This is a genomic window from Belnapia sp. F-4-1, from assembly GCF_000802185.1.
In the GTDB taxonomy this organism is placed as follows: domain Bacteria; phylum Pseudomonadota; class Alphaproteobacteria; order Acetobacterales; family Acetobacteraceae; genus Belnapia.
Map to the genome: position 1 here is coordinate 2,629,681 of NZ_KN676113.1, position 22,888 is coordinate 2,652,568.

At 71.8% G+C, this 22,888-nt stretch carries 17 protein-coding genes, 1 tRNA gene and 1 pseudogene; 8 read left to right on the forward strand and 11 right to left on the reverse strand.

All coding sequences use genetic code 11. The features are described 5' to 3' along the window. Window positions 1-37: 37 nt before the first annotated feature. Both LH62_RS12445 and LH62_RS12450 read left to right on the forward strand, forming a co-directional pair. Window positions 38-811 (forward strand): crotonase/enoyl-CoA hydratase family protein, encoded by a 774-nt coding sequence (locus LH62_RS12445; RefSeq protein ID WP_043361669.1) that lies wholly within the window; start codon window positions 38-40, stop codon window positions 809-811. After that, entirely contained in the window at window positions 808-1,758 is a 951-nt protein-coding gene (locus LH62_RS12450; protein ID WP_043361672.1) for a 3-hydroxyacyl-CoA dehydrogenase NAD-binding domain-containing protein, read from the forward strand. The genes LH62_RS12445 and LH62_RS12450 overlap by 4 nt, the downstream gene beginning before the upstream one ends. A gap of 48 nt (window positions 1,759-1,806) precedes the next feature. Here the strand turns inward: LH62_RS12450 and LH62_RS12455 are convergent, their stop codons facing one another. The 7 genes from LH62_RS12455 to LH62_RS12485 all read right to left on the reverse strand — a co-directional run bounded on the left by LH62_RS12455 (window position 1,807) and on the right by LH62_RS12485 (window position 11,542). Beyond that, complete coding sequence (locus tag LH62_RS12455) at window positions 1,807-3,156, reverse strand: IS1182 family transposase (protein WP_043359747.1); 1,350 nt, start codon at window positions 3,154-3,156, stop codon at window positions 1,807-1,809. A gap of 152 nt (window positions 3,157-3,308) precedes the next feature. After that, on the reverse strand, window positions 3,309-4,811 hold the full coding sequence (locus tag LH62_RS12460) for a GH3 auxin-responsive promoter family protein (RefSeq protein WP_201445485.1): 1,503 nt from the start codon (window positions 4,809-4,811) through the stop codon (window positions 3,309-3,311). Then, window positions 4,808-7,066: a penicillin acylase family protein gene (locus LH62_RS12465; protein ID WP_201445486.1), complete on the reverse strand. Its 2,259-nt coding sequence runs from the start codon at window positions 7,064-7,066 to the stop codon at window positions 4,808-4,810. Before LH62_RS12465 ends, LH62_RS12460 begins: the two co-directional genes overlap by 4 nt. Before the next feature lie 78 nt (window positions 7,067-7,144). Then, window positions 7,145-7,525, reverse strand: a complete 381-nt coding sequence (locus tag LH62_RS12470) for a response regulator (protein ID WP_043361674.1) — start codon at window positions 7,523-7,525, stop codon at window positions 7,145-7,147. Then, window positions 7,522-9,060, reverse strand: coding sequence for a sensor histidine kinase (locus LH62_RS12475; protein ID WP_043365708.1), 1,539 nt, complete (start codon window positions 9,058-9,060; stop codon window positions 7,522-7,524). Before LH62_RS12475 ends, LH62_RS12470 begins: the two co-directional genes overlap by 4 nt. A 217-nt stretch (window positions 9,061-9,277) precedes the next feature. Continuing rightward, a complete protein-coding gene (locus LH62_RS12480) occupies window positions 9,278-10,897 on the reverse strand; it encodes an iron ABC transporter permease (RefSeq protein ID WP_043361676.1) in 1,620 nt (539 codons plus the stop codon). Window positions 10,898-10,903: 6 nt separating this feature from the next. Continuing rightward, window positions 10,904-11,542: a flavin reductase family protein gene (locus LH62_RS12485; protein ID WP_043361678.1), complete on the reverse strand. Its 639-nt coding sequence runs from the start codon at window positions 11,540-11,542 to the stop codon at window positions 10,904-10,906. A 123-nt stretch (window positions 11,543-11,665) separates the two neighbouring features. Between LH62_RS12485 and LH62_RS31505 the strand changes: the two genes are divergently transcribed. Genes LH62_RS31505 through LH62_RS12505 form a run of 4 tightly spaced genes read left to right on the forward strand, consistent with a single transcriptional unit; the run spans window position 11,666 to window position 16,509 of the window. Further along, the gene (locus tag LH62_RS31505) at window positions 11,666-13,975 is read left to right on the forward strand and encodes a methyl-accepting chemotaxis protein (protein ID WP_043361680.1); all 2,310 of its coding nucleotides are present in this window, start codon (window positions 11,666-11,668) and stop codon (window positions 13,973-13,975) included. Between the two features lie 56 nt (window positions 13,976-14,031). After that, a complete protein-coding gene (locus tag LH62_RS12495; RefSeq protein ID WP_052214340.1) occupies window positions 14,032-14,901 on the forward strand; it encodes an MBL fold metallo-hydrolase in 870 nt (289 codons plus the stop codon). Window positions 14,902-14,944: 43 nt separating this feature from the next. Beyond that, entirely contained in the window at window positions 14,945-15,361 is a 417-nt protein-coding gene (locus LH62_RS12500) for a Zn-ribbon domain-containing OB-fold protein (RefSeq protein WP_043361683.1), read from the forward strand. Further along, window positions 15,361-16,509, forward strand: a complete 1,149-nt coding sequence (locus LH62_RS12505; protein ID WP_201445487.1) for a thiolase C-terminal domain-containing protein — start codon at window positions 15,361-15,363, stop codon at window positions 16,507-16,509. The genes LH62_RS12500 and LH62_RS12505 overlap by 1 nt, the downstream gene beginning before the upstream one ends. 64 nt (window positions 16,510-16,573) lie before the next feature. Here the strand turns inward: LH62_RS12505 and LH62_RS12510 are convergent. Continuing rightward, window positions 16,574-16,648: transfer RNA gene (locus LH62_RS12510), tRNA-Val, on the reverse strand. A gap of 100 nt (window positions 16,649-16,748) precedes the next feature. Between LH62_RS12510 and LH62_RS12515 the strand changes: the two genes are divergently transcribed. Then, window positions 16,749-17,633 carry an N-formylglutamate amidohydrolase gene (locus tag LH62_RS12515; RefSeq protein ID WP_043361685.1) on the forward strand — a complete coding sequence of 295 codons (885 nt, stop codon included), beginning with the start codon at window positions 16,749-16,751 and terminating at the stop codon, window positions 17,631-17,633. Window positions 17,634-17,816: 183 nt separating this feature from the next. Here LH62_RS12515 and LH62_RS12520 read toward each other — a convergent pair whose 3' ends face one another. Together LH62_RS12520 and LH62_RS12525 are read right to left on the reverse strand one after the other, a co-directional pair. Beyond that, a complete protein-coding gene (locus LH62_RS12520; RefSeq protein ID WP_043361686.1) occupies window positions 17,817-18,944 on the reverse strand; it encodes a CaiB/BaiF CoA-transferase family protein in 1,128 nt (375 codons plus the stop codon). 2 nt (window positions 18,945-18,946) lie between these two features. Then, window positions 18,947-20,116: an acyl-CoA dehydrogenase family protein gene (locus LH62_RS12525; RefSeq protein WP_043361688.1), complete on the reverse strand. Its 1,170-nt coding sequence runs from the start codon at window positions 20,114-20,116 to the stop codon at window positions 18,947-18,949. A 236-nt stretch (window positions 20,117-20,352) separates the two neighbouring features. On the opposite strand from LH62_RS12525, the pseudogene LH62_RS29335 reads away from it, so the two are divergent. Continuing rightward, a pseudogene (locus LH62_RS29335) lies at window positions 20,353-21,216 on the forward strand (LysR substrate-binding domain-containing protein); the annotation flags it as partial. A 55-nt stretch (window positions 21,217-21,271) separates the two neighbouring features. Here the strand turns inward: LH62_RS29335 and LH62_RS31995 are convergent. Then, window positions 21,272-22,885 carry a thiamine pyrophosphate-binding protein gene (locus LH62_RS31995; protein ID WP_043361690.1) on the reverse strand — a complete coding sequence of 538 codons (1,614 nt, stop codon included), beginning with the start codon at window positions 22,883-22,885 and terminating at the stop codon, window positions 21,272-21,274. Window positions 22,886-22,888: the final 3 nt, after the last annotated feature.

The following is a 22,888-nucleotide window of genomic DNA, read 5'->3' on the forward strand; positions in this document are numbered from 1 at the left end:
ATAATCACTGCAAGCCCGCGGCGGGAGGCGGGGCCGCATGACCGACATCACCTATGAACTCCGCGACCGCACCGCCTGGATCGGGCTGAACCGCCCGCAGAAGCGCAATGCCATCAACGACGCGCTGCTCCGGGCCATCGAGGCCGCGGTCCGTCGCGCCCAGGGCGAGGCGCGGGCGATGGTGCTCTTCGGCCATGGTCCCTGCTTCTGCGCCGGGCTCGACCTCGCCGAGCACCGGGCGCGCGAGGCGCCGGAGGTGTTCCACCATTCCCGCGCCTGGCATGCCGCCTTCTCGCTGATCCGCCGCGGGCCGATACCGGCCATCTCCGCGCTGCACGGGGCCACGGTTGGCGGCGGATTGGAGCTCGCCGCCGCCTGCCACTTGCGCGTCGCCGATGGTACCGCCTTCTTCGCCCTGCCGGAGGGCAGCCGTGGCATCTATGTCGGCGGCGGCGCCTCGGTGCATGTCGCCCGCCTGCTCGGCGCGGCGCGGATGATGGACATGATGCTGACCGGGCGGGTGCTCTCGGCCGCCGAGGCGGAGCGCTTCGGCCTCGCGCAGTACCTCGTCGGGGCAGGCGAGGCGCCGGCGAAGGCGGCGGAGCTCGCCGCCAGGGTCGTCGAGATGGCGCCGCTCACCGTGCTCGGCGTGCTCCAGGCCCTGCCCCGCATCCAGGACATGAGCGAGGAGGACGGGCTCTTCGTCGAGAGCATGATGGCCGCCCTCGCCCAGACCGGGCCGGAGGCGGCGGCGCGGCTCGAGGAGTTCACCGCGAAGCGCGGCGCCAAGGTGGCAGGACCCCCGGCGTGAGCGAGGCGCACGTCCGGCGCGTCGCCGTCATCGGCACCGGCGTGATCGGGGCGAGCTGGGCCACCTGCTTCCTCGCCCGCGGCCTCGACGTCACCGCCAGCGATCCGGCACCCGGCGCCGAGGCGGCGCTCCGTGCGGCCATCGCCGCGCAATGGCCCGCCATGGAGGCGATGGGCCTCGCCCCCGGCGCCTCGCCCGGGCGGCTGCGCTTCTGCGCCACGCCGGACAGGGCGGTGGAGGCGGCCGATTTCGTGCAGGAGAACGGGCCGGAGCGGCTCGACGTGAAGCGGGCTCTCTTCGCCGCCCTCGATGCCGCGGCGCCGCCCGCCGCCATCCTCGCCACCAGCGCTTCCACCATCACCGTCAGCGAATTCCAGGACGCCTGCCCGCGCCATCCGGAGCGGGTGGTGCTCGGCCATCCCTTCAACCCGCCGCACCTGATCCCGCTGGTCGAGGTTGCCGGCGGCACCGCAACCTCGGCCGCGGTGGTGGATCGGGCGCTTGGCTTCTACCGAGCGCTGGGCAAGCATCCGATCCATCTGCGGCGGGAGGTGCGCGGCCATGTCGCCAACCGCTTGCAGGCGGCGCTGTGGCAGGAGGCCTTCCACCTCGTGCAGGCCGGCGTCGCCAGCGTGGCGGATATCGACGCCGCCATCGCGCATGGCCCGGGGCTGCGCTGGGCGCTGCTCGGGCCGTTCCTCAGCCTGCATCTCTCCGGTGGGCCGGGCGGCATCGGCGCGCTGTTCGAGAAGCCGCTCTGGCAGGCAACGGAGGGGATGTGGCGCGATCTCGGCCGGGTCTCGGTCGATCTGGCGCTCGGCGCGCGGGTGGCCGAGGGCGTCACGGCCGAACTTGCCGGGCGCGACCAGGCGGAGCTGATCCGCCAGCGCGATGCGCTGCTGCTCGAGTTGCTGACGCGGAAGGGCAGGGCGGGGGAGCTGCCCTAGCAGCCTGTCGGATTTGCACTTGGTGTCAGGCCGAGGGTTGAGGCGCGATCAGGCTGCGAGCCGCAGGTTGTGGAGCCTGCGGCAGTTGTAGGCGAGGGCGACGAGGGTCCACTCGCTGGTGACCTTGGCGAGGCCGCGGAGGTGGAAGCGGGTGAAGCCGAGGGCTGACTTGATGGTGCCGAAGACGGGCTCGACGGTCTGCTTGCGACGGGCGTAGCGGGCTTTGGCATTAGGGGTTTCGAGCTTGGCCACCATGGCGAGGCGCCAGGGCTCGGTGATGCGGCGTGGCGTCCTGGGCTGGGGTGGCGGCCGGAAGTCGTAGGCGCGGTGCGGCTGGGTCCGGCCGATGGCGACCAGCGGCTCGATCCCGTGCGCCTCGAGGGCGGCAACTGCCTCGCCTGAGGCGAAGCCGGTGTCGGCGAGGACGGTCTGTGGCAGGCCGATGCCGCCCTCCATGCCGAGGATGGTTGCGGCAAAGCTCGGCGCATCGGCCGAGGTGGCGACGACGCCGGTGGCGAGGATCAGCTGCGAGCCCTCGGCGCAGACCACAGCCTGGGCGTTGTAGGCCTGGCGGTACTCATGGGCGTCGGAGCGGCGCATCAGCGCGCTGTCGGGGTCGGTGAGGTTGGACTGCCGCTCGGGCGGCGGATCGTCCTTGGGCGGCTTGGGCGGGCGGCCCCGCCGGCCCGTCTTGGCCTCGTAGGCGGCGCGCTTGGCGTCATACTCGGGTCGGGCGGCCTCGGCTTCGGCACGGGCCTCGGCCTCCAGCCGGGCGCAGGCGGCATCGAGCTTGGCCTTGAGCGCCTCGCGCCTGGCGATCTCAGCGGGCAGCGCCTGCGGGTCGGGCTGGGCCTCAGCGTCGGCCGCCTCGGCGCGGTTGGTCAGGTCGGTGATGTCGGCAGCGAGCCTGACGCGCAGCGCCTTGGCGCGGTCATACCGCACCGAGCGGATCTTGGAGGCGTTGGCGTCGAGCTTGGTGCCGTCGATCGAAACCGTCCCGAGCCGCAGCAGGCCGCTCTCGCGCGCCAGCAGCAGCACCTGCAGGAAGGCCGCCTCGAAGGCAGCGCGGTTGGCCCGGCGGAAGGCGGCAATGGTGTCGTGGTCGGGGTGCAGGTTCGCCGCCACGTAGCGCACCCCAATGTCGCGGTGGGTCGCCCGCTCGATCCGCCGCGAGGAGAAGATGCCGTTCGCATAGCAGTAGATCAGCAGCGCCAGCAGCAGGCGCGGGTGATACTGCGCCTTGCCGCCCGGGATCGGCCGCACCGCAAAGGCGCCGAGCGGCACCCGGTCCACCGCCGCCACTACGAAGTGCGCCACGTCGTCCGCCGGCAACCAGTCCTTGGCATCCGGCGGCAGCAGAAAGGCCTGCTCGCGGCTGAACGGAATGAACCCTGTCATGCCCGCCAGATTCGCCCATTTCAGGCCAGATGGGAATCCGACAAGCTGCTAGAGCGGTTTCCGTTCGCACTGGCTTACGGAACCCGCTCTAGCCTATTGTTTTGGCGAGCAAATTACTCCGATCGGATGATTCCATCCGATCGGAGTTTGCTCTAGCCCCTGCGCAATCCTGCCTCGGCCGCGGCGAACCGCTCCGGGTCCGCCAGCACCCTCGGCACCTTGTGCTGCCCGCCGAGCTTCCCCTGCGCCCGCATCCAGCCGGCGAAGGCGCCGGGCGGCAGCACCACCACCTCCGGCGCCGTCATCTGCCCGCCCTGGCGATGCGCGGCATAGTCCTCGTTCGCCGCGATCAGCGCCGCATCCACCGCGCCGGCGAGCCTCCCCGCCAGCTCAGGCGCGGCCGCCGCCTCCGGCTCCACCAGCCAGCGATGCGTACCCTGAGCACCGAGGAAGACCGGCCCCACCGTGTAGTCGGCCACCGTGATGCCAAGCGCCCGGGCGGCACCGAGCACCGCGGCCTCGATCTCCTCGCCGCTCAGATGCTCGCCGAAGGCCGAGAGGCTGTAGGAGGTCCGCCCGGTGACCAGCAGCCTCGGCGGCGCGCGCTCGACGAAGCGCACCGTGTCTCCGAGCACATAGGACCAGAGCCCGGCGCAGGAGGTGACGACGACGGCATAGTCGATGCCCGTCTCGACGGTCGCCACCCAATGCCGCGTCGGGCTCGGCGCATCCAACTCCTCCAAGGGGACGAATTCCCAGAACACACCAGCATCGAGGGTGAGCCGCATGCCCTCGCCGTCGCCGCGGTCAGCCAGTGCAACGAAACCTTCGCTCGCCGGATAGACCTCCCGCGTCGCGCAGCCAGTGGGGAGGAAGGGCCGCAGCCGGTCGCGATAGGGCGCCCAGGCGACGCCGCCATGGACCAGCAGCTCCAGCCCCGGCAGCGGCGGGGTTCCGTGCCGCTCCGCGAGGCGCTGCAGCAGCACCAGCAGCCAGCTCGGCGTGCCGGACAGGACGCGGATCGCCGCCGCCGGCGTCGCCTCGGCCAGCGCCGCCAGCTTGCGGTCCCAGTCGGGGAGCAGCGCGATCTCCGCCGGCGGGAAGCTCCAGCCGCGCAGCAAGGCCGGCACCTCCGCCGCGGCGATGCCGGAAAGGTCGCCCTGCCGCACGTCGGCGGCCACCCGTTCCAGCGCCGTCGAGCCGCCGAGCATGAAGGACGGCCCGCCGAAGATCGCGCTCCGCGGGTGATGGTGCAGGTGCCAGGCCAGCACGTCGAGCGCCGCCCGCCGGTTGCCGCGCATCATCGGCGCGGTGACGGGGATGTATTTCGTCGTCCCCGAGGTGGTGCCGGAGGACAGCGCGAAATAGGGCACCCGCCCCGGCCAGGTGACGTCGACCAGCACCGGATAGGCGGCCTGCCACCAGTCGCGCCAGAACTCCTCGTAGCGGCGGAGCGGCACCCGCGCCTGGTATTCCGCCACGCCGCGGATACCGGCGAAGCCATGCGCCCGGCCGAACCGCGTCCCCGCCGCCCGGCGCAGCAGGCGCGCGAGCAGGCGTTCCTGAATGGCGACCGGGTCCATCCGCTGCACCCGCGCAATGCGCAGCGCCGAGGTCGCCCGCAGCAGCGGCGTCCCATCGAAGGGCACCTTCACGGCCGCAGCACCGTCACGCGTGGGAATTCGGCGGCGACCGTCTCCGGCCGCAGCGGCAGGCGGATGCTGCGCCCCTCGCGCCAGAGCGGGATCTGGTCGGCGAAGGCGGCGCTGCCGAGCCAGCCATCCTGCCCGCCGAACAGGGTGAACCAATTGGAGTCGAGGTCGACGAGGTCCGAAACATAGCGCGCCATGGAGCCGAAGCTCACCTCGTGCGGGCCGTTGACCAAGCCATGCCCGGTCTTCATCGGCGTTTCGCGCGAGCCGCCGACCGGCATCTCCCCCAGCACGAAGCTGCGGCCGAGCACCGGCAGGTTCACCAGCCAATGCGCCGCGCGGAGCTGGTGGACATCGCCCCAGACCCGCCACCGCGCGGCGAGCGGCGCCGCCTCCGCCGCCGCCTGGCGCAGCAGCGCGGTGCGGCGCGGCTCCGGCAGGGCGTCGAGGTCGCGCAGCAGGAAGGTAGTGACGAAATTCCACCCCGTCTCCGGCCCGCGCCCGTTGCTGCCCTCCGGCAGCAGGCCGGGCAGCAGCCGGGCGAGCAGCAGCTCGAAGACCAGCGCGGCGCGGCTGCCAGCGGCATAGTCGCCATCCCAGCCGCGCAACGGGCCGAGGAAGTCCGGTGCCCCGCCCGGCAGCGCATCGAACCGCGCCATCAGTCCGGCCGCCAGCACCGCGGCCTTCGGTGCCAGGGTGTCGCGCTGCAAGGCGGCGAGGTCCTCCGGCCGCAGCTTCGGGCGGGCCAGCAGCAGCGCCCTCAGCCGGGCCACGCGGTCGCCGTCGCTGAAGAAATAGCCGAGCGGCGGCGGGTCCTTCGCCCAAAGGCTCGGATTCTCGTTGGCCGAGGCAAGCACGCCCTCCGGCGGGTTCTCGAGCGCCGGCAGGTCCCCGGCATGCAGCAGGTGCGTCCAGGGGCCGGTGGTCGCCGGATCGGTCCCGTCGAGCACCGGGCCATCGGCGGGGAAGCCGCGCCGTGCCGGCAGGATGGCCGCCGTCAACCGCCCGATGGTCCCGGCCCTGTCGGCATAAAGGAAGTTCTGCGGCGAGACGGCGAAGCTGTCGAAGCTCGCGCGGAACTCGGCGCCGCTCCGGGCGCGGGCGGCGCGCAGCAGGCTGGTGATCTCATCCGCCGGCTCCTGTCCCGCCCAGCGCAGCGCGAGCGTCTCGCCCGGCTGGCCCGGCACCACGCGCGCATCGGTCAGCACCGGCCCGAGCGGCGACAGCCGCACCCGCCGCGTCGTGCCGAACCAGAAGCGCTGGCGGATCGTCGTCTCGCTTTCGGCAAAGGCTTCCGGCGGCAGACGCGAGACGTCGAACAGGTCGGAAGAGGCGGCGCGCAGATTGGTCCCGCCCCAGGCCAAGTCCGGGTTGCGGCCGAGGCCGATGATCGGCACCCCCGGCACCATCATCCCCACCGCATGGAAGGAGGGCGAGCGCATCCCGACCAGCAGCCAGAGATTGGGCAGCGACAGGCCGAGATGCGGGTCCGAGGCCAGCATCGCCGCACCCGAGGCGCTGTGCGAGGGCGCAACCGCCACCGCATTGCTGCCCGCGCGGGAAAGGCCGGCCAGCAGCCCCGGCAGGTTGGCCTCGCGCGGCGAGGGCGGGGTGAGGTTGGCCCCCGCCTCCAGCGTCCGCCGCCAGGCCGCCGCGAAGCCCGGCTTCCCCCGCTCGGCCAGCAGGGAGAAGTAGGAGAACCAGTTCACATCCGTCCCCGCCAGCCGGCCGATCGCCAGCAGGTCGGTGGTGGTGAAAGCCTCGCGCCGCAGCCCGAGCAGGCCAAATTCCGGTGGCCGCGGCCCCTCCAGCGCGGCCTTGTTCAAGCCGGCGAGGAAGGCCGTCATGAAGGCCCGTGTCTCTGGGGGCCAGCGCCGCTCGATCTCCGGCGCCGCGCGGTCAAAGCCGAGGATGCGGATCGCGTGGTCGTAGTCCCGTGCCAGCGGCCCCGCCATTTCCGACAGCCGTCCGCGCGCCACCATCCGCAGCAGGGCGATCTGCCCGCCGCGCAGATGGCCGTGCACCAGGCCCAGCGCATAGGCGAGGTCGCCATCCGACCCGGCCTCGATCCAGGGCACGAGGTGCTCGTTCCAGCGAATGGTGACGGGGCCCGCCAGGCCGAGCCCATCCCGCGGCAGGGCGGCCAAGCGCTGGTCGATCCCGGCCGGCCGCGGCGCCAGCGCGCCGCAGCCCGGCAGCAGGGCAAGCAGCGCCAGCGCCAGGGCCCTGCCCGGCCGCGTCCCCTTCGATCCCGCCACGCCGATCTCCCCTGCTGCTGCCGCAGGGAGATTGGCCGCAGGGCCCGCCAGGCAAGCCATTGCAACGAAAACGAAAGGTCAGTCGCGCTTCGCAACCTGACGGATGGCATCCACCAGCCGCTTCAGCTCGATCGGCTTGGTCAGCAATTCGAGCGGGGCGGAACCGTCGTGCAAATCGGTCTTGCCGCCATTAGGCGGGTAGCCGGTCATCACCACCACCGGCAGCTCGGGCCGCCCGGCGCGCAGCCGGGCGATCAGCTCCCGCCCGTCGAGCCGCGGCATGCGGAGGTCGGTCAGCAGCACGTCGAAGCGCGTGCCGGTAAGGGCGATCTCCAGCGCCGCCTCGCCGTCCGGTGCGGCCAGCACCTCGAAGCCGGCATCGAGCAGCCCTTCCTCGAGCACCTCGGCGGCGAGCTGCTCGTCCTCGGCCATCAGCACGCGGAGCGGCGCAGGGCTCATGCAGGCCGGTCCTGGGCCAGCGGCAGGGCGACCTGGAACACCGCCCCCGCCCCGCGGTTGAGCCAGCCGAGACGGCCACCCATGCCGCGCAGGATGCCGGCCGCGATGGGCAGGCCGAGCCCGGTGCCCTCGCCCGGATCCTTGCTGGTGACGAAGGGCTCCAGGATGCGCGGGCCAAGCGCGGCCGGGACCCCGCCGCCGGTATCCTGCACCGCGAGCGTGAGCTGCCCCTGCTGCGGCCCGCTGCGCAGGGTGACATGGATCTGCGCCGCCGCATCCGGCTCCTGCCGCCGGCGGCGCAGCACCGCATCGCGCGCGTTCTCCAGCAGGTGCAGCAGCGCCTGCTCGAATTGCGACGGGCGGCCGAGCACCGGGGCCGGCTCCGGCGCATCGATCGTGATCTCGATGCGGTCGAGCGCCCAGGAGCGGCGGGCGACCTCCACCGCGGCGGCGGCGGCGTCGGCGGCGTCGAAGGTCTCGGCCGCGCCCGGAGCGTCGCGGGCCAGCTCCCGCATGCGCTCCAGCAGGGTGCCGAGGCGGCGGGTCTGGCCGAGGATCACCTCGATCGCCCGCCGCGGCAGGGTGGCGGACTCGAGCGCCGTGCGGGCGCGATCGGCCCAGAGGCTGATGATGTTGACCGGCTGGCTCATCTCATGCGCGACGCCGGCGCACATGGCGCCGATGGTGGCCCGCCGCGCCGCTTCCACCAGGTCGGCCTGGAGCCGGCGCAGCTCGGTCACGTCGCGCAGGCTGCCGAGCAGGCGGCGCGGCTGGCCGTCGAGCACCGGCAACGGGGCCAGCACGGTATGCCAGTGCCGCATGCCCTCGGGGCCGGCCACGGCGCTCTCCCAGTCGCGCGGCGTGCCGCTGGCGAGGCAGGCCTGGAAGGCCTGGTCCAGCTCGGCGGCCGGCGCGGCCTCGAGCAGTGCCGCCGGGCCGCTGCCCTCCACGGCCTCGCGCGCCCGATCGAAGAGGCGGCAGAAGCTCGGGTTCACCGTCTCGAAGACGAAGCCGCCCCGCTCCATCCGGACCACGAAAAGCGCATCCGACATGTGCTCGAAGAAGCCGCCGAGCCGTGCCTCGCTCTGCCGCGCCCGGCTCTCGGCCTCGCGCCGCTCGGCGATCTCGCGCGACAGGGCCGCATTGGCATCGGCCAGTTCCCTGGCGGAGGGCAGGGCCAGCACCCGCGGCAGCAGCGGCCAGAGCGCAATGGCCGTGGCCACCGAAACCGCCGCCGTCACCGCCTTCATCGCACCCTGGAGGCCGTAATCCGGGTACCAGAGGGTCCAGATCGACAGGAAATGCGTCGCCCCGCAGGCCAGGATGAAGAGCGCGAACAGCTCGAAGGCCCAGGGGAAGACAAGGTCCCGCCGGCGCAGCGCGATAACCAGGAGCACCACCGGGATGGACCAGTAGGCGAGGCCGATCAGCGTATCCGAGACGATGTGCAACCAGAGCAGCTCCGGCCGCCACAGCAGGCAGACGCCGTGTGGTGCCAGCGAGTCGGTATCGAAGAATGCAGCCAGGTTAGGCATCTGGGTCGAACCACCGATCGTGACAAGACAACCGCGCATCGCGACATGCGCGAGTCCAGGAGCTAGGTACAACTTCAACGTGTAATCGGGCGCAAGGCGGCGGGGAATTTTAGATTTATTGATGGCCAGCCGCTGCCGGAGCGCTTCGGTTGAGGATGGAAACCATGCTGGCGACTGCTACGTCAACATTTCTCGCCAGCGAGGACCGCAACGTCCCTCAGCGAGGGCGCGAGGCCCTGGTAAGTGCCAGGACCGGCAGCAGCCCCGCCGCAACGATCAGCAGGGCCGAGGTGCTGGCTTCCGCCAGCCGCTCATCGGCGGCGAGGTTGTGGACACGGACGGCCAGCGTGTCGAAGTCGAAGGGGCGGATGATGAGCGTCGCCGGCAACTCCTTCATCGTATCGACGAAGACGAGGAGGCCCGCGGTGAGCAGGCTGCCGCGGGCGAGCGGCAATTCCACCCGCAGCACCGAGGCGGCCGGCCCGGCGCCAAGGCTGCGCGCCGCCTCGCGGAGGCTCGGCCGCAGCCGCGCCAGCCCGGCCTCCACCGCCGAGAGCGCGACGGCCAGGAAGCGCACCAGATAGGCGAAGACCAGCGCCGCGATGCCGCCCGAGAGCAGCAGCCCGGTCGAGAGGCCGAAGTGCGCCCGCATCCAGCCATCGAGCGCATTGTCGAACAGGCCGAGCGGCACCAGCGTGCCGACCGCGATCACCGAGCCTGGCAGCGCATAGCCGAGCCCCGCGACGCGGAGCGCCGCCCGCTGCGCCGGCCGCGGATGCAGCCGGGCCGCCCAGCCGAGCAGCGCCGCCAGCAGGACGGCCAGCAGCCCCGCGAGGCCTGCCAGCGTCACGCTGTTGCGGGCGAAGGGCAGGAAGCGTTCGGGCGCCAGCGGGTCGCCGACCTGCAGCAGCAGCGCCAGCAGCGTTCCCGCCGGCACCAGGAAGCCGAGCGCCACCGGCAAGGCACAGGCGAGGCAGGCCGCAGCCGCCCGCCAGCCCCGCAGCGGCACCGGCCGCAACGGCGCCTCGCGTGCCGTCGTCGCGTGGAAGCGCCGGCCGCCGCGGCTTAGCCGCTCGAAGACCAGCAGCATGGCCGCCAGCCCCATCAGGCAGGCAGCGAGCTGGCTGGCCGCGCCCCGGTCGCCCAGGCTGAACCAGGCCTCGTAGACGCCTGTGGTGAAGGTGCGGATGCCGAAATGCTGCACCGTGCCGAAATCCGCCAGCGTCTCCATCAGCGCCAGCGCCACGCCCCCGGCGATGGCCGGCCGCGCCATGGGCAGGGCAAGGCGGAAGAAGCAGCCTGTCAGCGACTGGCCGAGCGTCCGCGCCGCCTCGACCAGCCCGAGGCTCTGCTGCGCGAAGGCGCTGCGGCAGAGCAGATAGACATAGGGGTAGAGCACCAGCCCGAGCATCAGCGCCGCGCCGGACAGGCTGCGGATCTCGGGGAACCAGTACTGCCCCCAGCGCAGCCCGGTCGCGTCGCGGAACGCCGTCTGCACCGGCCCGGCAACATCGAGCAGCCAGGTATAGGCATAGCCGCAGACATAGGCGGGCATCGCCATCGGCAGCAGCAGCGCCACGTCCAGCACCCGGCGCCCGGGGAAGCGGCAGGCGGTGACGAGCCAGGCCGTGACCGTCCCGGCCAGGGCGGTGATCGCCGCGACGCCGAGCGCCAGCAGGGCGGAGTTGCCCAGCATCTCCGGCAGGGTGGTGCCGGCGATATACCGCGAGGCCGCGCCCAGCGGCCCCGCCGCCGCGGCCAGCACGGCCAGCAGCGGCGCGGCAACCAGGGCAGCGAGCGGCAGGGCGAGCAGCGCCCAGAGCGGAGCGCGGCCCATCGGCGCCTACTCGGCGGCCTTCTTCGCCTCCCATTCGGCGACGGTGAGGCGCGGCACCTCGATCCGGTCCGTGGTGCGGGCGTACCAGCCGCGGCCATGCATCCGGCCGAGCAGGTTCAGCTTCGGCGTGTCGACGTAGAACTTCGCCGGGTCGAGCACGCAGTCGTCCTGGATGTGCACGGCGACGACGCGGCCGAGCACGATGGTGTGCTCCCCGGCCGGGACCAGCTGGTAGGTGACGCATTCCAGCGCCACCGGGCTTTCGGCGATGCGCGGCGGCTTCACCTTGGCGGAGGCGATGCGGGTGAGGCCCGCCTCGGCGATCTCATCCACCCCGGCCGGGAAGTCCACCGCCGTCGCGTTCATCTCGTGCACCGCCTGCTCCGGCACGAGGCAGACGACGAATTCGCCGGTCGCCTTGATGTTGGCGCAGGTGTCCTTCAGCGCACCCGGCGCCTTCGGCCCGCAGCCGATGCCGACCACCACGGGGTTGGAGGAGAAGGCGTTGAAGAAGGAGTAGGGCGCCGCATTGGTCACCCCGGCCGCATCCTGGGTGACGACCCAGGCGATCGGCCGGGGCACCACGGAGGAGACGATCAGCTTGTAGCAGTCCTGCGGGGCGAGCGTCTCGAAATCGAACAGCATCGGGGGCGCATCCTTCGTCGCGGCGAGGGCGGAAGGTGCCGCCGGGCGGCGGGCCTGTCGAGTGGGGCGTTTGTCGCTTCTTAAACCTTGGGGAGCATGCTCCGCGCATAAGGAGATACCCTGATGCGCCTGTTCCGTGACCTTTCGGTCGGCCGCAAATTCGCCGCCAGCGCGATCCTCGCCGTCCTGCTGCTGGTCGGCATGGTCGGGCTGATGCGCCGGGATCTTGGCCTCGCCCATGAGCAAGGGGTGGCGGAACGCGCCGCCATCGCCGCGGCCCGGTCGGCGCAGCAGGCGGCGGTGCATGTCGCCCGCATCGGCACCGCCGCCCGGGGCCTGATGACCGCCCAGAGGCCGGACAGCCTCGCCGCGGAACTCGCCCAGGTGGAGGAGCAGGCGCGGCTTGCCCGGCAGGAGCTGGATGCCGCCAGCGCCTCCGCTGCCGCCCGGGACAGGCTGGCGGAAGCGGTCTCGGCGCTCGGGGAGTATCGGGCAATCGCGGCCGAGCAGGCCGCGCAGCGGCAGCAGATGATCGCCGAGCGCGACGGCCCCCTGGCCCGCGCCAGCGCGGATTACGACCAGGCCTACGAGGCCGCCGCCTCGATGGTCGATTTCGACGTTCCCGCCGAACTGCGGGAGGAAGCCCGCCAGCGCCTCGGTACCCTGCATGGGGCAGTGAACGAGGTCCGTCTCGGCATCCAGCGCTTCCTGGCGACCGAGGACGAGACCCAGGCCCGGCGCGTCCGCCGGGCTGCGGCCCAGCTCGGGGTGCATCAGCGGGCGCTTGCCGCCCTCGTGCCCGAAGGCAATGCCCGCGTGCCTCTGGCGCGCCTGGCGGAACTGGCGCAGGCGGCCAGCCGGTCCTCGGTCGAGGTGGTGCGGCTGGCGGAATCCATCGCCGCCCTCCGCACCCAGCGCGGCAACCCCATCCGCGACGCGCTGGAGTCGCACATGGCCGCCGCCGAGCGCCAACTCGCCGCGGAAGCCGCGAAGCTGAGCGATGCCAGCGTGGCGGCATCGGTCCGGGTGGAGCGCAACGCGCTCTGGATCGGCTCGGCGGTGGCGCTGCTGCTCGCCCTCTCCGGCTGGGCCAGCGCACGGGTCATCGGTGCCCCGCTGCGGCGGCTGGCCGGGGCGGTGCGCGCCATCGCCGCGGGCGATGCGGCGGTCGAGGTGCCGGACCGTGGGCGGCACGACGAGATCGGCGGCATTGCCAATGCGCTGGAGGGGCTGCGCGGCACGGTGCAGCGCGCCTTCGCCCAGCAGCAGATGCTGGAACAGCTGCCGATCGCGGTGATGACCGCCGACCCGCGGGACGACTTCCGCATGGGCTACATGAACCCGGCGACCCATGTGCTGTTCGGCCGCATCGGCAAGTGGTTGCCCTGCCCGGTGGAGGAGATGCCCGGCCAAAGCATCGACATCCTGCACCGCAACCCGCAGCACCAGCGTGCCGTCCTCAGCGACCCGAGCCGCCTGCCGCACAAGGCGCGCATCCAGCTGGGCGATGAGGTGCTCGATCTCAGCGTCAGCGCGATCCGCGATGCCGAGGGCCAGTACGTCAATACCATGCTGGTGTGGTCGCTGGTGACGGCGCAGGCAAGGCTCGCCGACCGGTTCGAGGCTGAGATCGGCGGCGTGGTCGAGGCGGTCTCGGCTGCGGCGGCGCAGATGCAGGAGGCAGCCCAGGCGCTCACCGGCGCTTCCGAAACCAGCGGGCGGGAGGCGGATGCGGTGGCCGAGGCCGGGCAGCAGGCCGGTGCCGACGTGCAATCCGTGGCCGCCAGCGCGGAGGAGCTGGCGGCGAGCGTCGCCGAGATCAGCCGCCAGGTGGCCGATGGCGCCGCCGTCGCGCGCGACGCCGCGGCCGAGGCTCGGGCGACGGACGAAACGGTGCAGGGCCTTGCCCAGGCGGCGCAGCGCATCGGCGATGTGGTGCGGCTGATCGGCGACATCGCCGGCCAAACCAACCTGCTGGCGCTGAACGCCACTATCGAGGCGGCGCGGGCGGGCGAGGCCGGCAAGGGCTTCGCCGTGGTGGCAAGCGAGGTGAAGCAGCTTGCCGGCCAGACGGCGAAGGCGACGGAAGAGATCGCCAGCCAGGTCGGCGGCATCCAGGCGGCGACGGAGAAGGCGGTCACGGCGCTGCGCTCCATTGGCGGCACCATCGAGCGCATCAACGAGGTGACGGCGGCGATCGCGGCGGCTGTGGAGGAACAGGGCAGCGCGACGCAGGAAATTGCCCGCAGCGCCGGCCAGGTGGCGTCCGGCACGGCGGCCGTGGCCCGGCGCATCCAGGACGTGCAGCGCGCGGCGCAGGAGACGGGCGAAGCCTCGGCCAGCCTGCTCGGCGCGGCGGATGGGCTGGGCGGCCATGCCGGCACGCTCCGCGCCCGCGCCGGCGAGTTCCTGGAGGGGATCCGCCGAGCATAGCGCCGGCCCGGCAGCGGCGATAGCCTGCGCCTCAAGTCAAAGGAGGAACGCAGGCCATGCAACCGAGCGAGCAGGTCCCGGCCATCTATCACCGCCGGGTCGGCGACATCACCCTCACCGCCATCGGCGACGGGCATCTGGATGGCTCCATGGCCGTCATCCAGAATATCGCGCCGGAGGAGGCCGCGCGGATGCTGCGCGAGGCCTTCCGCCCGGTGCCACGGCGGACGGCGGTGAACACCTTCCTCATCCGCTCCGGCGGGCGGACGGCGCTGGTCGATACCGGGTGCGGCACGGCGATGGCGGCGAGCGCGGGCAAGCTGTTCCGCAACCTGGCTGCGGCGGGGGTGGATCCGGGCGAGATCGACACGGTCTTCCTCACCCATATGCATCCCGACCATTCGAACGGGCTCTCGGCGAACGGGCTGCCGCTCTTCCCCCGGGCGGAGCTGGCGATGCACGAGGCGGAGCACCGCTTCTGGCACGACGACGCGGCCATGGCGCGGGCGGACGAGGCCAGCCGCGAGCGCAACTTCCAGGCCTGCCGCGACCAGTCGGCCCCCTACCGGGACCGGCTGAAGCTGTTCAACGGCGGCGAGGTCTTCCCCGGCGTCACCGCCATGCCCTTCCCCGGCCACACCCCGGGGCATAGCGGCTACCTGCTGGCCTCGGGCGGCGAGAGCCTGCTGATCTGGGGCGACATCATCCATGTGCCCGAGATCCAGGTGCCGCGGCCGGAGGTCACCATGGCCTTCGATGTGGACCCCGTGCAGGCCGAGGCGACGCGGCGCCGCGTCTTCGACATGGTGGCGGCCGAGGGTCTGGCGGCGGCGGGGATGCATATGCACTTCCCGGGCCTGCTGCACCTCGTCCGGCATGGGACGGGCCATGCCCTGATCCCGGAGGCCTGGGCGACCGCCCTGTAGCGTGGCAGGGTGCCGCGCCACCATCGAAAGGGAGGAATGGCGCATGCTCGCACCGGGTCGGCCGAAGCCGAAACCAACACCGGAAACCCAGCATTTCTGGGATGGCTGCAAGCAGGGCAAGCTCCTGCTGCAGCGCTGCGGCGACACCGGCCGCGCTTATTTCCCGCCGCGGCCCTTCAGCCCCTATACGGGCACGCGCAATGTCGAGGTCTTCGAGGCCTCGGGCCGCGCCAAGCTCCACAGCTACGTCATCCACCACCGCCCCGTCCCCGGCTTCACCCCGCCCTACGCGATCGCGGTGGTGGAACTCGAGGAAGGACCGCGGCTGATGACCAACATCGTGGATTGCGAGCAGACGCCGGAGGCGCTCCAGCTCGACATGCCGATGGAGGTCGCCTTCACCCCGCTCGACGAGGAGGTCACGCTGCCCCTCTTCCGCCCCGCGAAGGAGAGCAAGTGATGATCCGTCCGGGAGAAATCGCCGTCGTCGGCGCGGCCGAATCGACCAAGATCGGCGCCGTGCCGGGCATGTCGCAGATCATGCTGCATGCCGACGCCGCGCTGAACGCGATGGAGGAGACGGGGCTGAAGCCCTCGGACATCGACGGCGTCGCCTGCGTCGGCCCGATGATGCCGCAGCAGATCGCGCACTACCTCGGCATCACGCCGAAATGGGTGGACGGCACCGGGGTCGGGGGCTGTTCCTTCATGCTGCATGTGCGGCATGCGGCCGCGGCCATCCATGCCGGCTATGCCAAGACCATCCTCATCACCCATGGCGAGAGCGGCAAGTCCCGCATCAACGCCACGCCCCGCCCGCCGGAGCCGGAGAGCCTGAACGGCCAGTTCGAGGTGCCCTACGGCCCCTTTGGCCCGCCGACGCTCTTCCCCATCCCCGTGCTGCGCTACATGAAGGAGCGCGGCGTCAGCCACGAGGACCTGGCGATGGTCGCCGTGGTGCAGCGGGAATGGGCCGGCAAGAACCCGCGCGCCATGTTCCGCGACCCGATCACGGTCGATGACGTGCTGAACAGCCGGATGATCGCCTATCCCTTCCGCATCTTGCAGTGCTGCCTGGTGACGGATGGCGGCGGCGCGCTGATCCTGACCAGCGCGGACCGGGCGAAGGACTTCCCGACCAAGCCGGTCTACATCCTCGGCACCGGCGAATCGGTCGAGACCAACATGGTCTCGCAGATGAAGGACTTCACCTCCTCCTCCGCCTTCCGGGTGGCTGGGCCGACGGCGATCGAGGCAGCCGGCATCGACCGCTCGGCCGTGGATCACATGATGATCTACGACGCCTTCGCCCATCTGCCGCTCTACGGGCTCGAGGACCTCGGCTTCTGCAAGCCGGGCGAGGCGGCGGGCTTCATCCGCGAGGGCAACACCCGGCCGGGGGGCAAGCTGCCGCTCAACACCAATGGCGGCGGCCTGTCCTACACCCATACCGGCATGTACGGCATGTTCGCCCTGCAGGAGAGCATCCGGCAGATGCGCGGCACGGCGCCGGCCCAGGTGCCGAATGCGAAGATCTCCGTCTGCCATGGCGTCGGCGGCATGTTCAGCGCCAGCGGCACGGTCGTCTTCTCCAACGAGAAGCCATGACGGGGCGGGGCGGTGCTGCGGCGCCGCCCCATCCAACCTATTGATCTACAAAAGGGAAAAGGCATGGTGGGCGCAACAGGGATTGAACCTGTGACCCCTACCGTGTCAAGGTAGTGCTCTACCGCTGAGCTATGCGCCCATGCCTGCGGTGCGGCTATCTAGCGTGGCGTTGCCGTCACGGCAAGCCATCCTGCGGCCGATGATGACACTTCTCCGCAGCTATGGCTTGATCGGGCCCGATGGACCTTCCCCTGACCCCGGATGCCGGGCCGCCGCTCCAGGATGAGCCGCAGCCCTACGGCCTGATCCGCCCCGCCACGCATCGCGTCCCGGTCATCTTCGCCTCGCCGCATTCCGGCCGGGCCTATCCGGCGGATTTTGTCGCCGCCGCACGGCTCGACCCGGTGGCGCTCCGCAAGTCGGAAGACGGCTTCGTCGACGAGCTTTTCGGCGCCGCCCCGGCCGAGGGCATGCCCCTGTTGGCCGCGACCTTTCCCCGCGTCTTCTGCGACGTGAACCGCGAGCCCTGGGAGCTCGACCCGGGCATGTTCGACGGCCCGCTGCCCCCTTGGGTGAATACCGCCTCGCCGCGCGTCGGCGCCGGCCTCGGCACCATCGCCCGCGTGGTGGCAACGGGAGAGGCGGTCTATCGCCGCCAGCTTTCCTTCTGCGAGGCGGAGGACCGTATCCGCCGCTACTGGCAGCCCTACCACGCGGCGCTGGCAGCGCTGATCGCCGAAACGCGGGCCGAGTTCGGCACCTGCCTGCTGATCGACTGCCATTCCATGCCGACGCACCCGGCCCAGGCGGCGAACCCGCCCGATTTCGTCCTTGGCGATGCCCATGGCACCGCCTGCGCCCCGCGCGCGACCCGGCTGGTGGAGGAGGCGCTGGCCGGGATGGGCTACCGGGTGCGGCGGAACGACCCCTATGCCGGCGGCTATGTCACCCGGCATTACGGCCGACCGCGGGAGGGCGTGCATGCCCTGCAGATCGAGGTAGCCCGGCCGCTCTACATGGATGAGGCGCGGATCGAGCGCCTGCCGCGCATGGCGGCGCTCCAGGCCGATATTACCCGTCTGATCGCCGGCCTCGCCGCGACGGATTGGCGCTTCCTCGGCTGACCCTGTCGGGCCGCGGACAAAAAAAGGGCGGTGGCTTGCGCCACCGCCGAGTTTAGGGAGGAAACGTCCAAGAAAGACAACAACCCGGCAACGCCGTGTTGCTGCGATGCACAATCTAGGTCCGGCGCGGCCCCGATGCAAGCGCTTTTTTGCAGTGCAGCATCGCAATGGCCGCATGGCTCCTCATGCGGCGAATTCCGACCGGATGGCCGCGCTGTGCTGGCCGAGCGAGGGTACCGGGCCGAGGCTCCGCGCCCCGTCCGACAGCCGGGCCGGGGGGGCGCCGATGCCGATCGGCCCCGCCTCGGTCTCCACCGTGATCCGGCGGAAGGCCGGATGGGTCCTGAGACCCTCGCAGTCGTTGACGAAGCCGAAGGCGATGTTGGCCCGCTGCAGCTTCTCCGCGCAGGCGGCGCGGTCGAGCGTGGCGAAGGTCCGGGCGATATAGGCATCCACCATTGGCCGGTGCGCCACCCGCTCGTTGTTGCTGCGGAAGCCCTCGCGCTGGGGCAGTTCCGGCTCCTCCAGGAAATGGGTGCAGAAATTGGCCCATTCCCGCTCGTTCTGGATGGAGATGAGCACCGGTACCCCGCCCGCCGTCTCGAAGGCGCCATAGGGGCAGATCGAGGGATGGGCGAGGCCGATCCGCGGCGGGTTCCGCCCCGTCCCCTCGTATTGCAGCAGCGGCACCGTCATCCAGTCCGCCATGCCGTCGAAAAGGCTGACGGCGATGCCCTTGCCCCGACCGGTGATGCCGCGCTCGATCAGCGCCTCCAGCACCGCTGCATGGGCATGCATCCCGCAGGCGATGTCGCAGGCCGAGACGCCGACGCGCCCCGGCCCCTCGGCCCGGCCGGTGATGCTGGCAAGGCCCGATTCGGCCTGCACCAGCAGGTCATAGGCCTTCATCTTCGCGTATTCGCCCTCTTCCCCGTAGCCGGAGATGTCGACGGTGATGAGCCGCGGATGCCGCTCGCGCAGCGCCGCCGAGCCGAAGCCGGCCCGCGCCATGGCACCGGGCGCCAGGTTCTGGATGAAGACGTCGGCCCTCGCCACCAGCCGCTCCAGCAGCGCCTTGTCGTCCGGCGCCTTGATGTCGAGGCAGAGGCTCTCCTTCCCCCGGTTCAGCCAGACGAAATAGGTGGAAAGGCCCTGGGCCGCCGCGTCATAGGCCCGGGCGAAGTCGCCCTCCGGCCGCTCGATCTTGATCACCCTCGCCCCTGCATCGGCGAGGCGGGAGGCGCAATAGGGCGCGGCGACGGCCTGCTCCATCGAGACGACGAGCAGGCCCTTCAGCGGCTGGCTGCCCATCCTCAGTAGCTCCGCGGCATGCCGAGGACGTGCTCGCCGACATAGCTCAGCACGAGGTTCGTGCTGATCGGCGCCACCTGGTAGAGCCGCGCCTCGCGGTACTTCCGCTCGACATCGTATTCCTCGGCGAAGCCGAAGCCGCCATGGGTCTGGATGCAGGCCTCGCCCGCCGCCCAGGCGGCATCGGCGGCGAGCATCTTGCCCATGTTGGCCTCCTCGCCGCAGGGCTCGCCGCGCTCGAATTTGGCGAGGCCCTGGCGCAGCAGCGCCTCGGCCGCGCGCATCTGGGCGTAGGCCTTGGCAATCGGGAACTGGACGCCCTGGTTCTGCCCGATCGGCCGGCCGAACAGCACCCGCTCCTTGCTGTACTCGACGGCCTTGTGGATGAACCACTTGGCATCGCCGATGCTCTCGGAGGAGATCAGCAGCCGCTCGGCATTCATCCCGTCGAGGATGTAGCGGAAGCCCTTGCCTTCGATGCCGACCAGGTTCTCCGCCGGCACCACCATGTTGTCGAAGAAGACCTCGGTGGTGTTGTGGTTCATCATGGTGCGGATCGGGCGGATGGTGAGGCCGTTGCCGAGCGCGGCCTTCATGTCGACGATGAAGGTGGACAGCCCATCGGTCTTCTTCGCCACCTCGCCCCGCGGCGTGGTGCGGGCCAGCAGCAGCATCAGGTCGGAATGCTCGGCGCGGCTGGTCCAGATCTTCTGGCCGTTGACGATGTACTTGTCGCCTTCCCGCTTGGCGAAGGTACGGAGCGCGGTGGTGTCCGTCCCGCTCGTCGGCTCGGTCACGCCGAAGGCCTGCAGCCGCAGCTCGCCGGAGGCGATGCCTGGCAGGTAGCGCTGCTTCTGCTCCGGGCTGCCATGCTTCAGGATGGTGCCCATGATGTACATCTGGGCGTGGCAGGCGCCGGCATTGCCGCCGGAGCGGTGGATCTCCTCGAGGATCGCCGCGGCGGCGGACAGCGGCAGGCCGGCCCCGCCATATTCCTCGGGGATCAGCGCGCCGAGATAGCCAGCCTCGGTCAGCGCCTTCACGAATTCGGTCGGATAGGCGCGGTCACGGTCCACCTGGCGCCAGTACTCGCCGGGGAAGCGGGCGCAGAGCTTCGCCACTTCCTCGCGGATCTCGGCATGCGGGTCGGCGATCGGCAGCGATTGATCCATGGCGTGTTCCTCCGAGCTTCGGGATTAGAGCAAACCCCGAACAGGTGGAATCACCTGGAGGAGGTTTGCTCGCTCAAAACAAAAAGCCAGAACGGCGTCCGCGAACGCGGTCGAGCGGAAGTCGCTCTGAGCGCGGTCCGGGCTCCGGCAATCATCGCCAATCTGGGCCTCGGGGAGGGTTCACGGAATTCGAAATCAGCGATGGCAGCCATAACGGCGCGTTATAGGCTGCGAGGATGGACCTAAAGCAGCTCCGCACCTTCCGCGAGGTCGCCGATTCCGGTTCGCTCAGCCGCGCCGCGGACCGGCTGCACCTGGCCCAGCCGGCGCTTTCCCGCCAGATCCGCCTGCTGGAGGCGGAGATCGGCCTGCCTCTCTTCGCCCGTCACGGACGGGGGATGCAGCTCACCGAGGCGGGCATGGCGCTGCTCGAGCGCATCGACGGCCCGGTGCGCCAGCTGGAGCGCGCCATCGACGAGGTCCGCAGCCTCGCGGGCGCCGTCGCCGGGCAGGTGGCGCTGGGGATGATGCCGACCATCGCCACCGTCCTCGCCGGGCCGCTGGCGCGGCGGGTGGCGCTCGAGCATCCCGCGCTCTCGCTCCGCATCGTCGAGGGCTATACCGGCCATCTGGTCGAATGGGTTCAGCGCGGCGTCACCGATGCGACCCTGCTCTATGGCCCGGCACCGGCGCTGCACCTCCGCGTCACGCCGCTGCTGATCGAGGAGATGGTGCTGGTCGGCGCCGCCGGCAGCGGCATCGGGCCGGAGCCCGTGCCCTTCGCCGCGCTCGCGGGCCGCCGGCTGGTGATGCCGAGCCGCCAGCACGGCCTCCGCCGCATCGTCGAGGCCGCCGCCGGCCGCGCCCGTATCGCCCTCAACGTCGCTTTCGAAGCCGACAGCTTCGGTGTGCTGAAGGAGCTGGTGGTGAGCGGCATCGGCGAGGCGGTGCTGCCCCGCTCGGCCATCCGCGAGGAAGAGGCGGCCGGCCGCCTCTGCTCCGCCCCGCTGGTCCGGCCGGTGCCGCGCCGGCAGGTGGTCCTCGCCCTGCCGACCGACCGCGCGCCTTCCCGCGCCACGGCGCTGGTGCTCGCCCTGCTGGCCGAGGAGGTCGCCGCCCGCGAGGCCGCCGGCGACTGGCAGCGGATGGACGCGGCTACCGACGGGGCAGCACCGCCTCCAGCGAGGTCCGCACCATCACCGCCGATGGTCCCGGCACCCGCAGCGCCGCCTCCAGCGCCGGCAGGTCCCCCTGGCCCTCCACCACCGTCACCGGCACCCGGAAGGCCGCGCACCAGGCGGCGAAATCCGGGTTGACCAGGCCAGTGCCGGAAACCCGCCCGGGATGCGCCCGCTCCTGGTGGATGCGGATGCTGGCGTAGCTGCCGTTGTCGGAAAGGATCAGCGTCATCGGCGCCCCGCGGGCCACGGCGACGGCGAACTCGCCCCCCGTCATCAGCGCCCCGCCATCGCCGACGAGGCCGATCACCCGCCGCTCCGGGTGGCGCAGCGCGGCGGCGACGGCGGCCGGCACGCCGAAGCCCATGGCGCCGGAGACGGGGGCCAGCAGCCGCTGCGGCGGCGTCCAGCCTGTCTTGCGGTAGAAGGGGGCCCCGAAGGTGCCGGCATCGAGGGCGACGATGGCATCGGCCGGTGCCATCCGCTCGATCAGCTTCGCCACCTCAGCGAAGGCGACGCCGTCCGGCCAGGCGCGCGGCGTCACCTGGCAGTCGGAGAGGTGCAGGTCGTGCAGCCGCGCCGCCCAGGCGCCGCGCCCGGCCGGTGCGCCCGGCACCTCGGCCGCGAGCGCCGCGATGGTCGCCCGCGCATCGGCGGCGAGTGCCATCTCCGCCGGGAAAAGCCAGCCAAGGAAGCGCGGATCGGCGCAGATATGCACCAGCCGCTGCCCCGGTGCCGGCCAGCTCCAGCCCTGGGTGGTGATGTCGGTCAGCCGCGTCCCGAGCGCCAGCACGAGGTCGGCCTCGGCGAAGGCCGCCCGTTGCGCATCCGGGTTGCGCAGGCCGAGATCGCCCGCATAGAGCGGATGCCGGTTGGGGAAGAGGTCCTGCCGCCGGAAGGAGACGGCGACCGGCAGTTGCCAGGCCTCGGCGAAGGTGCGTAGCGCCTCGCGCCCGCCCTCGGCCTCGAATCCGTGGCCGGCCAGCAGGATCGGCCGCTCCGCCCCGCGCAGCAGCGCCGCCAGCCGCGCCGCATCGGCGGGGGAGGGCGCCACGGCCCCCGGCAGCGTCGCGGGCATTGGCGGCGCGGCGCAGTCCATCGCCAGCAGGTCCTCCGGCAGGGCGAGCACCACCGGGCCCGGCACGCCGCCCATGGCCATCGCATGGGCGCGGGCGATCAGCTCCGGCACCTGCTCAGCATCCGTCGCCTCGCCGACCCATTTGGCGACGCCGCGGAACATGTTGGCGTAGTCGATCTCCTGGAAGGCGTTGCGCCTCAGGTCCCGCCGCTCCACCTGGCCGATCAGCAGGATCAGCGGCACCGCATCCTGCTCCGCCGTATGGACGGCGATGGCGGCGTTGCAGGCGCCGGGGCCGCGCGAGACCAGCACCACCCCCGGCCGCCCGGTGAGCTTCGCATCAGCCACCGCCATGAAGCCCGCCCCGCCCTCGCTCCGGCAGGTGACGAGGTCGATCGCCGAGCCGTGCAGCGCATCGAGCAGGGCGATGTAGCTCTCGCCGGGCACGCAGAAGGCGCGGTCGATGCCCTGCGTGGCGAGGAATTCAACGATCCGGTCCGCGGCCGTGGCCATGTC

Excerpts from the sequence above, each read along its gene's own strand:
- LH62_RS12445 (WP_043361669.1), top strand. The coding sequence starts at position 38 with ATGACCGACATCACCTATGAACTCCGCGACCGCACCGCCTGGATCGGG.
- LH62_RS12455 (WP_043359747.1), bottom strand. The coding sequence starts at position 3,156 with ATGACAGGGTTCATTCCGTTCAGCCGCGAGCAGGCCTTTCTGCTGCCG.
- LH62_RS12470 (WP_043361674.1), bottom strand. The coding sequence starts at position 7,525 with ATGAGCCCTGCGCCGCTCCGCGTGCTGATGGCCGAGGACGAGCAGCTC.
- LH62_RS12475 (WP_043365708.1), bottom strand. The coding sequence starts at position 9,060 with ATGCCTAACCTGGCTGCATTCTTCGATACCGACTCGCTGGCACCACAC.
- LH62_RS12480 (WP_043361676.1), bottom strand. The coding sequence starts at position 10,897 with ATGGGCCGCGCTCCGCTCTGGGCGCTGCTCGCCCTGCCGCTCGCTGCC.
- LH62_RS12485 (WP_043361678.1), bottom strand. The coding sequence starts at position 11,542 with ATGCTGTTCGATTTCGAGACGCTCGCCCCGCAGGACTGCTACAAGCTG.
- LH62_RS31505 (WP_043361680.1), top strand. The coding sequence starts at position 11,666 with ATGCGCCTGTTCCGTGACCTTTCGGTCGGCCGCAAATTCGCCGCCAGC.
- LH62_RS12495 (WP_052214340.1), top strand. The coding sequence starts at position 14,032 with ATGCAACCGAGCGAGCAGGTCCCGGCCATCTATCACCGCCGGGTCGGC.
- LH62_RS12500 (WP_043361683.1), top strand. The coding sequence starts at position 14,945 with ATGCTCGCACCGGGTCGGCCGAAGCCGAAACCAACACCGGAAACCCAG.
- LH62_RS12505 (WP_201445487.1), top strand. The coding sequence starts at position 15,361 with ATGATCCGTCCGGGAGAAATCGCCGTCGTCGGCGCGGCCGAATCGACC.
- LH62_RS12515 (WP_043361685.1), top strand. The coding sequence starts at position 16,749 with ATGGACCTTCCCCTGACCCCGGATGCCGGGCCGCCGCTCCAGGATGAG.
- LH62_RS12520 (WP_043361686.1), bottom strand. The coding sequence starts at position 18,944 with ATGGGCAGCCAGCCGCTGAAGGGCCTGCTCGTCGTCTCGATGGAGCAG.
- LH62_RS12525 (WP_043361688.1), bottom strand. The coding sequence starts at position 20,116 with ATGGATCAATCGCTGCCGATCGCCGACCCGCATGCCGAGATCCGCGAG.
- LH62_RS31995 (WP_043361690.1), bottom strand. The coding sequence starts at position 22,885 with ATGGCCACGGCCGCGGACCGGATCGTTGAATTCCTCGCCACGCAGGGC.